We start from the raw sequence: 13,636 nt of genomic DNA, 5'->3' as shown, positions 1-13,636 counted from the left end.
GATTAACTACTTCCCTGTAGCGGGCTCTTAATAGAAGAACTCAACCTTCGAAAAATACGATTTGCCGAGGTCGCTTACTCCGCCAGTAAGGCTGCTATCCTTAATTTTGAGGTCTTGCATTCCAATCGTCCAAGTTACATTCTTAGCAATCGTGCTGGCCAGGGCTATGGATACACCTTTGATATTGTCAGTGCCTTTCATATAGGTTGGATATGCTCCAGACGTAGAGCTTACAGCTTGACCGTCAAAGCCGCCAATACCATACGGAGTGGCGCCNGCCTCAACGCTGCGNTACGAAATCGACCAGCCAAAGTCGTGGACTTTCCTATAGTCTGTCAGCGGTTTGGCCTCAAAGTAGGCCGCCGGCATTTTGGTGGCGCTCGTAAGTTCTACAGCCCAGCCCTTAGGACTATCGGACAGGTGCGATCCATTGACATCGTTAAGTTTAGTGGAAACATAGTCACCCATAAGCAGCAGTTTATCCCCTATTTTGGCATCAAAGCCTACAGCCCAGCCTTTCGAGCCATCAAAGCTGTCACCGGTAGTGATATTCATAGTGCCACCAACTCCGGCTGTGCTGCTGGTACCAGGAACATCAGACCAGTAATAGCCGCCAGTCAGATTAAGCTTGTTGCTTGCTTTAAAGGTAAGTTGCGCCGCTGTAACGGTTTCAGCATCCCCCACAGCACTGTCTTTGAACGCGTTTGCGGCACTACCATTGCCGACAACATTATTAACTGATCCGGTAAACCGGGTAGTGCCGATGGTTTTGTCAACCCGAACGCCATCAACACCAATCGCTTTGCCGAACAGGCCATGGGTAAAGGGATCGTAAAAGTAACGCCCCAAACGAATACTATCTAAGCCAAGCGCATTTTTGGCAGTCACTGCAGCGATATCCATGGTCATTGCATCGCCACTGGAAGCGCCGTAGTTACCCATTTTGGTGGTGGCATTCATCCGGGCTGTCAGGGATATATTTTCATTGATATTGCCATTAATCTTAATACGCTGACGAAACTCAAATCTGTCGGAACCGCTGAGTTTTTTGGCACCGGGAGCATTGGCATCATTTCCCATAAAGCGGAACCGGGTTTCACCGCTGAGCCAGGTATTCGTTTTCGATTCTACTTTCGTTACCCGGCCGCTTAACTTGTTAAGTTCGCTGGCAAATTCAGCAGACAGCTTATCAATTACCTGCTTGTCGGCATCGTTGGCTGTGTCATATTTGTCAATCGCTTTTGCCACCATAACGGCCATTTCGTAGCGGGTTATAGTTCTATCACCTTTGAAGTAGCTGTTGTCGTAGCCAGTAACAATACCGGCATTAGCCAGTTTCGTTACGGCAGCATAGGCCCAGTGGTTTGCTGGAACATCGTTAAAGGACTGGCCAAGCGCAGCTTGAACGGTGCCTGGGATCATGGTAGTTCCGCTCATGGTAACGGTCATAAGCGCCACCGGTACAATAGATAACCATTTTTTTAGCTGTGATTTCTTTGTCATGAATATCACTCCCCTATTATATCTAAGACTTCTCAACATAACCTTTTTCGATTTATAGATGCCTTTAATAATCATATTGACATCTACCGCCCTTATATACTTAGAATATTCTAACAATTTACCATGCCAAAGTTACTATCTTCCGCGCTGACTAATACGTGCTCATTTTCGTTGTGTTTTTAACATTAAAAAATATATAAAGTCGTTTATTCCTTATTTATGTTTTTAACATTAAAAAAATATATAAGTTGTTTATTCCTTACAACAGCGTCTAAGATAATGATTTACAGTTATGAGCGGGGGATTTTTTCCTCAAACAGCTTAAACTTCTGAACCTTACCACTTGGGGTTCGAGGAAGTCGATCTACAAACTCAAACAATACGGGTACTTTGTACTTAGCCATACGTTCCAACAACCACTTTCTAGTCGCCTCTGCAGTCATTGAACCCTTTTGTTTGGGTACAATATAGGCCTTTACTTGCTGACCTAGGTACTTATCGGGAACTCCAATTACTGCAACCTCAGCAATCAGCGTGTGCTCCTCCAGGACAATCTCTATCTGGCGTGGATAGATATTCTCTCCTCCGCGTATAATCATGTCCCCTTTACGATCAACAATGTACAGATAACCATCGTCATCAAAATGACCTATATCACCTGTATGCAAAAAACCTCCCCTCATGATTTCTGCAGCTTGCTCAGGTTTATTCAAATAACCCATCATAACACAATCACCCTTGATGCAGACTTCACCATCTACATTGTTGGGCAGTATGTTACCTTCTTCATCCATGATCTCAATTTGTTCCCCCGGATGAGTCATCCCGCATGAGCCATCCTTAAAATGCCCGAGAGCCGGCTCCGTAGTGTTTCCTCCGCATCCCTCGGTGAGACCATAGCCTACTAAAAAATCTATGTTATATTTCTTCTTAAACTCTCTTCGTGTTGCCAACGAAAGAGACGCACCGCCGGTAAATGCATAACGTATTTTTACCTTGGACAGATCAATATCAATCGGCTCAACCTTACTTAAGATATAGTCAAACATTGTGGGTACGCCCATAATAATGGTAATTCCGTATCGCATAACCGCTGGCCAAAATTCAGGGGGAGAAAATTTCTTACGGATACATAGAGCTTGCCCAGCATAGCTTATTGGGTAAGTAAACACGCACAGGGGATTGGTGTGAAACATGGGCAGCATTATCATCATAACATCATTGCCCTTGATATAACCCTGCCGGTTAATATTCCGGCACTGCGAAAGCTGAGCTCTGTTAGAAAGCAAAATTCCCTTAGGCTGACCAGTAGTACCGGATGAGTATAATAACATAAAAGGATCATCAAGACTTTGTTTGACTAGACATTCATCTGTGGGATATTGATCCAAAATGTCTGCAAGCTCTTTTTGCGCTATAGCTGATTCGTGAGCTACATCAGTTACAGCTTCAATCACATAGGGCTTAGACTTGGCCTGATCAAGACCTTTGACAAATTCATCTAAATAATCACTTCCAACAAAAGCTACCTTCGGCTTAGCATCATTCAGCACATACGCAATTTCCGGGCCCTTTAAACAATAATTCATGGCTAGGGCTACCGCCCCCAGCTTTTGAGCACCCCACATAGTATAGTAGATTTCGGGAGCATTCCGGATCATCACAGCCACAATGTCACCCTTTTTGACACCCTTTTCTTTAAGGAAATTAGCTACCTGATTTGCTCGTTCATTGGTATCTTTATAAGTTAATTTTTGATCATAGTAGTACACATGTGATGCTTCCGGAGTCTCCCTTGATCGTATTGTTAGCATTTGGGCTATACTCTCAAATTCTAAACGCCTTCCTTTTAAATGAGCTTGTGTCTCCAGTTCTATAATTGGCATTTGTGGTCTCATGATATCTCGCCTACCTTAGTTTAGATAACGGTTTCAGCGGAAACTATCATAATCATATCATGGCAATATACGTTGATACGATAAGCTGATATACCCCATCGTACCAACGTGAAAAAAACATCTTCTTACTTTTTGTCTATCTGAGTGTTCTTAAATTTATCCAGCATAGCTCTTGGTGTCACTGTCTTGCGCTCGTAACGAGGACACTTTACACCCTCAAAGCCAGCAAGGTATTTTGCAATATCTTTCAGTGGCTCAAGATCGTAACGACTCATCATAGTAATGGTCTCCATAAGCGGTGATCCACCACCGTGTACACCAGCAACAGCTTGGGCTGCCTCAAAAGGATCACAAAGCTTATCCTCCATCATGCGCATAACTCTGTGCGTTTCCTCCGCTGTATAATCCGGATTTCTCATAATATATTTATTGCAAAGCTCAGCTGTCTCAGGTGCGTAGAAGGATTCTTCCGTTGGCAGCGATGCACAAATTCCGCCTGTCAGATCTGCCAGTGTCTCATATTCATGGTAAATTTTTTGTCCTGCCAGTTTGCGGCCTGCATTGGTTAGAATTTCATCTGGTACCCAGGATCCGTTAGGGAATTTAACTGCTCTCAATGCCGAAGACTGACCTGCTGCGAATACCAATTCAGCCGTGCTAATGATTTCACATATTTTCTCACGAACATGCGGCTCCTTAGCAATATCATTGACATCAGCTACTAAAGCTGCCTGTGCGGCAATAACTTCGGAAACTGCGGTCTTACAGCCAGTATACGAATGTCTGTGAAAGTGAGCAAACATCAGTGCCAGGTAGCCAGCATACTGAAGTACATCTGGATTGTCAAAACCATTCAAAAACACCCTATCTTCAGGAACAAATACATCATCAAAAATCGTCAGTGATTCTACGTCTCCGACTTGATTAAATGGAGCCTGAATATGTTTCCGTTTGTGATGCTGGCCAGGAAGCGCCATAAGCTTAATGCCATCCCAATCGGCCGGCAAAGCAAAGGCTACTGCATAGCCTTCATCGCCTTTACCCATAAACTTAGTCGGATTAACAATAATTTCATCAACATACGGCGCATTGGAATTGCAGATTTTTGCCCCGCGAACGATAATACCCTTACAAGGTTTTCCGTCAACGCCTATGCCATCCACATCTGTCTTGATTATATGCACAAACTGGTCCGGATCTGGTTGCATATGAGCTCTTTTATACTTAGGATTACGCGACCCCTTTACATCAGTCTGAGCACAGTTGCAGATAAGATCATTTTCCTGGCAGTATAAAAGATACTTATTAAAGCGTTCATGATACTTTGTACCGCAAGCCAAATCGCAGTCATAGGAGACTACCGCAATAGCATTGAGCGCATCTGAACCCATGCAGCGTTGTGTACAGCCGCCGACGTGTTGGCAAAGTAATCTTGTCATCAATTGCTTATTAAGTAAATCTTCCTTGGATTGATGAATGTGTGTGAAACGGTTAATTTTCTTGCCGGTAAGGTGAGAAGTCGCCGTACATACATCCGCATACTCAGGATCATTGGCCAGATCATAGCACTGCTTCATAACATAGCAGCCGCCATCAATCCAGTTACCTGACCGGTCAACCTTTTCACCATTCAAATATACATTTGGTTTCATTTTGAGCAGTCGCGCTTTATACGCTTCATATGTTCCTACTCCCATTGTTAATTCCCCCTTAACTATTTTATATTTTGAAAAAATTTTGATATAGATGGAATGCTCGCTCTAATTTTAGAATAGCATATCCACAAATCTTCGCCAAAAAACTATATATATTTGTAACAAAGTAACGAAATAAGAGTTACTAACCCTAATGGCCTACCTAATTAAATTGAAAACTTATAGACCTCATCTGAAAAAATGTTCAGGGTTCTTGGTCATTATCTTTTCGATCTGATCATCTGTCACACCCATTTTCTTTAGATCAGGGATGATAACCTCAAAAATTCTTGCAATGTGTTGATTAGCCATAATTTCCCTAAGTGCTGGCGGAAATACTACAGTCCGTCCTAACATAACATTGACTGTATCATGAGAAAACATGATTTTGTCTTCATAACCAAGTGCAAGTAAAGATACTGCAAGAGCTTCCCTTTCTCTATCTGTTGGACAACCGATAAAGCCTTCGAGCCCAAACCTGTCAAAACCGATATATACACCCTTTTCTAGCACTTTAGCAGCATATTTTATATCAGTATTTCCACACATGTGGCCAATCATAATTCTATTCGGATCAGCCCCTTCCGAAATAAGTAATTCTGCTTGCTCTTGGCCCATAGTACCTTCCTGGGTATGAGTAATAATGTGAACACCAGTTTCCTTCTGAACCTTGGCAGCAGCTTTGAAAAACATCCTTTCATAATCTGTAATAACATTCTTGCTTGAGGCAAGCTTTATGACTCCTGCTTTTATGCCCGTATCGTCTATCCCTTCAGTAACTTCCCTAAGCATTAGCTCATAAATTTCTTTCAGTCCATCCCCCAATGCATTGCGGAATTTAAAATATGCGCTTGCTCCTTCACCTTCAAAATAGTAACCTGTAGCACAGACAATATTTACCCCTGTTTTTTCGGATACTTCTTTTAAGATTTTTACATCCCTACCGCACTCATTTGGCGTTGCATCTACTATTGTCTGAACACCATAAGCTTTGGCCCGTTCCGCAGCAGCTATACTTATTTCAAGCGCTTTTTTTCTGTCAAACGGTCCAAATGTTTTATCTCCCTCAAACCCAGGATAGCCAAATACGAAGTGCTCATGCATCAAAGTTTTTCCTACTTTATTCCCATCAATTGAACCCGTAACTGTATTTAATTTTTCTAGCGTCCTAACCACTCCTTTTAAAGCCCATGCTATTTACAGGAAAGCTCCGAATAATTTCTCTTTTCTGCAAAATACGGAATAGCCGAGACAATTTACTATTATCTATTTACTTTCACTTGCTGCTATTATGATTAGTCTCAACTAAAAAGACGCTTACCAACTCCGAAACCATTATAGTTCTTTCACAGCTTTTATCATCTTGATAATTTTAGCTGATCTTTCATTTAGAAACTGTTGAGGATCTACACTTGTATAATCAAATACCCCTTTACCTGATTTCAATCCAAGATCCCCTTTAGCAACGAGTTCTTTGCCCAAAGAATTGACTTCGGTATCATTACATAACGTTTTATGAATATCCTTTGAGACAGACGTGGTCAAATCCCAACCAACTATATCGTACAAAGCCATAGGTCCCTCAAAAGCATAGCGAATACCACTTGTATTTCTGAGCGCTCTATCGATATCTTGAGCCGTAGTCCATCCCTCAGTTACCATATACCCAGCTTCTCTGGTAATAGCCGTTGCTATGCGATTAACAATAAAGCCGGGAATGTATTTTTTTATTACAGCTGGATCTTTGCCTAACTGAGTAAGTAATGCATTTACCTTATCAAGAGTTTCGTCTGAGGTCTTCGGCCCCATTACCACCTCTACTAATCCCATGATAACCGGTGGATTAAAAAAGTGAGTAATTAATAACCGTTCAGGATGCGATACTTGAGCGATTTCAAAGATATTTGAAGCTGAGGTGTTACTACAGAAAATACAATCGGAAGTACATAATTTATCAAGTTGTGAAAAAATTTCTCTTTTAGCGTCAGCATTTTCAAAAATACTTTCCACCACTAAATTTGCTTGGGAAGCACATTTTGTAAGATCTGTTTCATAAGAGATTAATGTTTTAGCTTTTTCGGCTTCTATTTGTGTTGCTAATCCCTCTTTGATCAAATTATCCACGTTGTTACTAATTCTTTCTTTTGCCTGGACAAGTTGTTCTGAAAACTTATCACTAAGAATTACTTGAAAACCCTTGCTGGCAAATAATTGTGCAATACCACTCCCCATAGTACCAGCACCCACAATTAATATTTTCCAATCTTTAAACATGATAATCCTCCTCGTATAATTAATACGCTTTTAAAAGTCAAGAGACTTTATAGTTCAAGGCGTTGCCTTGGACTTTTTGCTTTTTTCCTCCAACTAAATCTCAAGCTTTAAAATTGGGGACTTGACTTTTTCGAAAAACCCCCATAATCGCGATGAAGACATTTTTCTTGTCTCTCTTGTAAATGGTGGTGATCCTGTTGTTAAAATCCAGTCGTTCTCATCAATTAATTTCAAAACTTCGTTAAACAACTTCACTTCTGAAACATGGTCGATTTAACCCGATTATCGACCGTTATATGCACAAACTGGTCCGGATTTGGCTTCATATGTTCCTATTCCCCTTGCTCCAGTTCGCCTTTAAATGTTTTTTATATTGCGAAAATTTAGATATAGATAGAACGCTCGTTCCAAATTTAGAATAGCATAGTCCCCTATCTTCGTCAAGAAAATTATGTGTATTTCTAAACAAAGTTTTTTAGCATAGTGACGAATTAATTCTCAGGTTAAAGAAAACCGCTAATCTGGTCCTTTGGCTTCTACAGATTGCCGGATCATGACCACACTGTTCTTTCACTCTGACTCCAGTTTCTCCGTTTTAAGCGATTCATTTTTACTATCAATCGCTTTACTCGTTCCTGCCACTTCCCTAGGATCTTTCTGCATATACCCCGGCTTCTTCAACCATAAATGCCATAATGCTGTAGCTGGATGTTTTAGCGTCTTATATATTGTAATTGTTCTCTTATATTTTCTGACGTTAAGTCTTAATTTAATCTAATAATTTATTAGCTCCTTGCTGGACAGATTTTCCTAAACCGTTAAGTATAAAATCAAACAAGCAGCGATCAATATCATTTAAAGATTTATCTTTTACGGTCCAACTCTTTAAAGGTAAAAATGCAACTATATATGTTAATATACTTGCTAATATCTCTAAATCAGTATTGATAGGTGTTTCCTTATTTACATCTTCTAGCATTTTGTGATAACTGGCAATCGTAGTTTCTTGTTCCATTTTTAAAACATTATTTAAATAATCCTTTTTTAGGTATTTGGTTTCAGTTGAAATAAATTGTATTAATTTTTTATTCTTGCTTGCGAAAGTCATATTAGCTTTTATAAAACTTAAAAGTTTTTCACTCGGTGTATCATATTGCTCAATATTTTGAGCTTTTATAAATTCAAATACTTTCTTGTGAAAGTACTGGTGTACCAAATACAATACGTCATCCTTAGAAGAAATATAGTGATAAAGTTGCCCCATAGACATATTGCATGCATCTGCAATCTCACGAATAGTAGTCGGATGAAAACCCCTGACATAAAAAAGTTTTAACGCACCTTCCACTATCTGTATTTGTTTACTCTCAATCAAAAATTCATTTTTAGCAGAAGAAATAGAGTAATTTCCTATTGTCTGCTTTTGTTTATCGTGTTGCGTTTTGACCCCGCCTCTCCAGAATAATTAATAATATAAGCGGTTTGACAATTCAATGGGTGCACACATTCTTGTTTCTACAAACCATATATCGCATGAACACTTTTGTCAATATATGCAGAAAGCAAAATGTAATATATTACTTTATGTAAAATACTACAATCAAATAAATATTCCTGCCATCGTTCTTGTCTATCCGGCCATAGGCCGGCACCTCATGTTTGGAGTGTATCATAGATTACTTAGTTACGCTACCACTACCTTCAATTTCACCTTATGTGGTCTTAGACTTGGCCCCTTTAGCTAGGTTCTACTCACTAATCCAAAATTACTCTACCAATTGCGAAAATATCAAGCTGCAATACCCATTTCTCTTATGGTCTTATTAGCATCAATTAAGCGCTGTCCCTGCTGACTTCTTCCCCTCCCAGGTGAAACACATCCTTATCCCGAGCAGGGTATGTTCATGAAAATAAAATAAATAAACCCCACTAGTAACAAAAACCACCTGGTGTACTATAACCTCAGGTGGTTGCATTGATCATATTTATCTTATCTTGATTGGTTTCTGTTCCGGAAGTGCGAATTTAAACTCAGGTTCCTTTTCACGCATCTTCCTGGCTTCTTCCCCAGTTTTTACTTCAAACCAAATACCTTCCGCCCTGCGTCCTGAGAATGTTGGCCCAAAACGAACAAAGATGGCATTGTCCCAGTCATAAATTTCTTGGAGCGAAGGTTCTAAAACCCGAAGTTTTAATTGCCCGTAGGAATACCTTGTATGCTCCAAAGATAGTAGTTTCATAAGTTCGGGAATTGTGTATTCAGTAATCCCATTAGCTTTTGAAGACCAAATGATATCAAAAACAGCTAATGTATGCTTGCCTCTATATTGAATTCCTTTTATCAACTGACACTCAAAATCGTTAGGGTCCATTGTTGCAATCAAATGCAAAATTCTATCGGTGAATTGAAAAGTTATCCTCTTCTCAGTATATTCGATACTTTGAAACCACTGTGTCCGGATTAACCTTTGACTATTTTTTTCGTACAGCCAAACTCCTTTTGTGGATACCTTTTCAAGTTCATTAACCAACGAAGCATACAACCGATTAGAATCGAGATCACAAACTTCTAAAAAATCACTAATCGGCATCCCGCATTCCGATTGGGTGGACTCACCTGTTTTAGGTACCTGAAGTTGAGAGATAGCCGCAGTTAACATCTTTTGCTGAAGCTCAGTAAGTGGGTCACGACGTCCGATTACATTGCCCACGTTGATCGATTTATTAGGATTAGCTGTAAGTCCTTCAGGATGCAGTGCCACAGATACAAATTGTTCACTATCAAAAGCTTCGGAAACTTTTTTCATAACAATATCCAAATTTGCCACCTCACAGCATTATTATATAGCAGGGCATACAACGATTGCAAGTCGCATTCACATCGCAATGTGGAGGTAACTGCCCAATCACCAGTGAACTTGTTTCAGCATAGCTGAATCAGGGGGGAGTCTACCCACCTGAACAAACGCCGCCTGCAGAGGCAGGGGGCTTAACTCGCCGCAAAAAATAATTAATTAACCATCCGCAATTGTAACGCTCAACTCACAGCAACCACCTAAACCTCTGTATTTTTTTAACCTAACGAGATCCTTTTGACATTGCGGGACATTATCCAATTCTTGGTTTAACAGCTCCTTAACAAAAGAATATCGATCAAGTGTTTTTTCATTAACCCGATAGTATATCCACTGAGCCTGCTTCTTGCCGACAATAAGTTTGGCCTGTTTTAACTTGGTAATATGGCGTGAGGCGTTGGACTGGTTAAGTTTTAAGATTTCTTCCAAGTCGCAGACACATAAAGTATCCCTATATAGCAAGTTCAAAATTCTTATTCTAGTTTCATCAGCTAAAGCTTTTAGTATCTCGATAACTTCCATTAATCTCACCACATTATATATAATAGATTGGTTCCTTATCTGTAGTTATTTGATCAACAAAACCATCTTATATATGATTATATTTAATTTTACTCATTAATGTCAATCACCTATATACCAGTTGTGCCTTTACTGGATAATTATTATGTATATATCTCAATATCCTGCTCATGGATGAGCCGAGCAACTTCCTTGACCTACCTAGTCTGGAAGCATTGGAAACGCTAATGAGTTTATGAAAGCAGAGAAGACAAAATAATATTAGTGTCTTAGCAGAAAGAGGAACTGAAAAATTCAGCTCCTCTTTCTGCCTTATTCTCCTTATTCTCTCCTACATCTCGTTAAACAGATTAATCTGTTTAACGAAGCTAAGGCAACTGCTGATAAAACGATTGCCGGGCCTGAACTAACAGAAGTTCAGAAGCATTATCGAGTAAGAAATGCAACGGGAATGAAGTGATAAAACCTAGCACATCATTGCGGCAGAATTATTCACAATATCCTCAGCAAATTTTTTGACTGGTGACTAATCAGCGGTTACCTGGAACGATGGGTAACATATCTGGAGCATGGGTTAGTACTGTTACTCTGGCAGCATCTCCATGCTTGGCCAATGCAGCGTCAAAGGCTTGTTGAACGCTGGGAAAAGGGACAAAGCCAAGCTTGCGGACGTCTTCATCGGTCACACCATTAGAGACGAAATATACATCCTCGCGTTCTTTAACCTGAGCCCAGGCGATTGCCAGGGCGGCAGCAACTTCATCGTGAATTTCGCCTTTATCTACCATCTGGCGCAAGCATTGAGAGGAGTGACAGGTTATATCAGACATCTCGCTATGAGTAACAGCGATACCCTCATAACAAGGTGTGGCAATAATGATGGTGCCGCCTTCTTTGACAGCCAAATCAGATGGATAAAGAGTTTTATGTGCTTGCCAGAACTCAATATCGCAAGGATGAGAACTGGATATAACGATGTCGGCAGCTTCTGGTATTTCGACTGCATATACTTCCCGTGATAATTTGACTCCAGCTGTGAAGGCTTCTTTTACATGGCCGAAGAAGGCGCCAACTACTTCTCCACGCCGGTTAAGTACGGTATTGAATATAGTGTGCATGCCGATTTTGTCGGCAATCATATTTAGCTCTTGGCGAACCGGGTTGTCTTCAATACCCAGATAAGAGCGAGGGGCTCTTACGCTAAGTAAATGTGTTTCAGCAGTAGTTTTTTCACCTGATATACCAGGCTGCACTATTTTTGCACCGCCTGCAAATCCTGGAATATGATGCGGAACAATGCTGCCAACACCAATCTTGAAATCGGCTTCATAAGCTTCTTTATTTACCAGTATCTTGGTACCGTTAGCAGTAACTCCAAGATCTACCAGCGCATCAGGGTTTTTGAAATCATGATTTTTGATTTTAACACGTTTTACAACTTCCTGGCCGAATTTAAGTGCAATCTCTTCCTCTGTCATAAAACGGTGAGTTCCGAGAGCGATGATGATTGTTATTTGGTCATCTTTGATGCCAGCTGAATTCATTTCATTTAAAAGTACAGGGATTATTTGGTCGGTAGGTGTTAAACGAGTATTATCATCAGCAACGATGACAACGTTTTTTACCCCTTTTACTAACTCGCAAAGAGGCTTTGTGCCAATAGGGTTTTCAAGACAACGGACAATTTCTTGTGGCAAGTTGGCAACCGGTGCCACATCGTTGGGTGAATACACACCAACCAGGTTTTGCTCTGGTACGACAATTTCAACTTCCTCTTGACCGTAGGGGAGTTTTACCTTGATAGCAGACATTAGTTATACTTCCTTTCTATTTTTTAAGTGCAATTTTTAAAAGTAATTTACTTGGCTGTACCAGCGCCGACTGCAACGCGGGCTGCAAATTCAATAGCGGCTTTCATGCTGCGGTCATCAGCAATACCTTGACCAGCTATATCGAAAGCTGTTCCGTGGTCCACTGAAGAGCGGAGAAACGGCAGACCGACAGTTACGTTGATGCCGCTGTCAAAGCCCAGTAATTTAATGGGTATATGACCCTGATCATGATACATTACAACTACAATATCAAATTCCTTGCGGCAGGCAGCCCGGAAAAAGACGGTATCTGGGGGAATAGGCCCACTTACGGCCATACCTGCCATTCGGGCTTCTTCGACTGCAGGCGCAATCTCATCCATATCTTCGCGGCCGAACAAGCCATTTTCCCCCGCATGAGCGTTGAAGCCGGCGACGGCAATCCGGGGCTCAGCTATCCCTAATAAGCGCAGCGTTCTGTCCGCCAGCCGAATTATACGGAGGACCCGATCTTTTTTTATCATGCTGGCTGCCTGCACCATGGATACATGGGTAGTAACGTGGATTACCCGTAGTGTCTCGCTGGCTAAAAGCATGGCATAATCGTTTGAATTACTAAGTTCACCAAGGATCTCGGTATGTCCAGGAAAATTATGACCACCAAGATGAAGAGCCTCTTTATTGATTGGTGCTGTAACGACTGCTTGAACTTCATGGGCCATAGCAGCCTGTACCGCCGATTCAATATACTGATAAGCGGCATGACCGGCCTCAGGGCTAACCTTGCCAAACGGAAGGTCAGAGGAGATATTACCGAAATCGAGCACGTTAATTTTCCCATGCTGGAAAATACCTTCATTGATTTTCGTAAGCCCAACAATAGTTACAGGGCTTTTAAGGATATTGGCTGCAAGCTCTAGGCGTTTTGCATCGCCGAAGACCAGCGGACGGCAAATCTCATACATACCCTTGTCCGATAAGGCTTTCACGATAATTTCCGGACCGCAGCCAGCGGCATCACCCATAGTTATGGCTAGAACAGGCTTTTCTTGTTGTTCTTGATTCATTATGGCTCACCT

General features: G+C 41.0%; 10 protein-coding genes. All 10 read right to left on the bottom strand.

Translation table 11 applies throughout. From position 1 onward, the window contains the following. Positions 1-27 precede the first annotated feature (27 nt). The 10 genes from SALPA_RS15215 to pdxA all read right to left on the bottom strand — a co-directional run bounded on the left by SALPA_RS15215 (position 28) and on the right by pdxA (position 13,624). On the bottom strand, positions 28-1,503 hold the full coding sequence (locus SALPA_RS15215) for an S-layer homology domain-containing protein (protein ID WP_186451081.1): 1,476 nt from the start codon (positions 1,501-1,503) through the stop codon (positions 28-30). Positions 1,504-1,793: 290 nt separating this feature from the next. Beyond that, the gene (locus SALPA_RS15210) at positions 1,794-3,389 is read right to left on the bottom strand and encodes a class I adenylate-forming enzyme family protein (RefSeq protein WP_222427999.1); all 1,596 of its coding nucleotides are present in this window, start codon (positions 3,387-3,389) and stop codon (positions 1,794-1,796) included. Between the two features lie 137 nt (positions 3,390-3,526). Beyond that, a complete protein-coding gene (locus tag SALPA_RS15205; RefSeq protein WP_145095666.1) occupies positions 3,527-5,098 on the bottom strand; it encodes a 4-hydroxyphenylacetate 3-hydroxylase family protein in 1,572 nt (523 codons plus the stop codon). 186 nt (positions 5,099-5,284) lie between these two features. Then, positions 5,285-6,271 carry a phosphotriesterase gene (locus SALPA_RS15200; RefSeq protein WP_145095663.1) on the bottom strand — a complete coding sequence of 329 codons (987 nt, stop codon included), beginning with the start codon at positions 6,269-6,271 and terminating at the stop codon, positions 5,285-5,287. A 159-nt stretch (positions 6,272-6,430) separates the two neighbouring features. Next, on the bottom strand, positions 6,431-7,369 hold the full coding sequence (locus SALPA_RS15195) for a 3-hydroxyacyl-CoA dehydrogenase family protein (protein WP_145095660.1): 939 nt from the start codon (positions 7,367-7,369) through the stop codon (positions 6,431-6,433). A gap of 769 nt (positions 7,370-8,138) precedes the next feature. After that, entirely contained in the window at positions 8,139-8,744 is a 606-nt protein-coding gene (locus SALPA_RS15190) for a TetR/AcrR family transcriptional regulator (protein WP_222427998.1), read from the bottom strand. Between the two features lie 610 nt (positions 8,745-9,354). Beyond that, the gene (locus SALPA_RS15185) at positions 9,355-10,188 is read right to left on the bottom strand and encodes a replication initiation protein (protein WP_145095654.1); all 834 of its coding nucleotides are present in this window, start codon (positions 10,186-10,188) and stop codon (positions 9,355-9,357) included. 195 nt (positions 10,189-10,383) lie between these two features. Continuing rightward, the gene (locus SALPA_RS15180) at positions 10,384-10,758 is read right to left on the bottom strand and encodes a helix-turn-helix transcriptional regulator (RefSeq protein WP_255451215.1); all 375 of its coding nucleotides are present in this window, start codon (positions 10,756-10,758) and stop codon (positions 10,384-10,386) included. 518 nt (positions 10,759-11,276) lie between these two features. Continuing rightward, positions 11,277-12,557 (bottom strand): nickel-dependent lactate racemase, encoded by a 1,281-nt coding sequence (larA, locus tag SALPA_RS15170; protein WP_145095648.1) that lies wholly within the window; start codon positions 12,555-12,557, stop codon positions 11,277-11,279. Between the two features lie 47 nt (positions 12,558-12,604). Beyond that, positions 12,605-13,624, bottom strand: a complete 1,020-nt coding sequence (gene pdxA, locus SALPA_RS15165; RefSeq protein ID WP_145095645.1) for a 4-hydroxythreonine-4-phosphate dehydrogenase PdxA — start codon at positions 13,622-13,624, stop codon at positions 12,605-12,607. Positions 13,625-13,636 lie beyond the last annotated feature (12 nt).

The organism is Sporomusa sp. KB1 (genome assembly GCF_007830295.1).
Classification (GTDB): Bacteria; Bacillota; Negativicutes; order Sporomusales; family Sporomusaceae; genus Sporomusa.
This window is presented reverse-complemented; position numbering and strand designations above follow the sequence as displayed.

Excerpts from the sequence above, each read along its gene's own strand:
- SALPA_RS15210 (WP_222427999.1), bottom strand. The coding sequence starts at position 3,389 with ATGCCAATTATAGAACTGGAGACACAAGCTCATTTAAAAGGAAGGCGT.
- SALPA_RS15205 (WP_145095666.1), bottom strand. The coding sequence starts at position 5,098 with ATGGGAGTAGGAACATATGAAGCGTATAAAGCGCGACTGCTCAAAATG.
- SALPA_RS15195 (WP_145095660.1), bottom strand. The coding sequence starts at position 7,369 with ATGTTTAAAGATTGGAAAATATTAATTGTGGGTGCTGGTACTATGGGG.
- larA (WP_145095648.1), bottom strand. The coding sequence starts at position 12,557 with ATGTCTGCTATCAAGGTAAAACTCCCCTACGGTCAAGAGGAAGTTGAA.
- pdxA (WP_145095645.1), bottom strand. The coding sequence starts at position 13,624 with ATGAATCAAGAACAACAAGAAAAGCCTGTTCTAGCCATAACTATGGGT.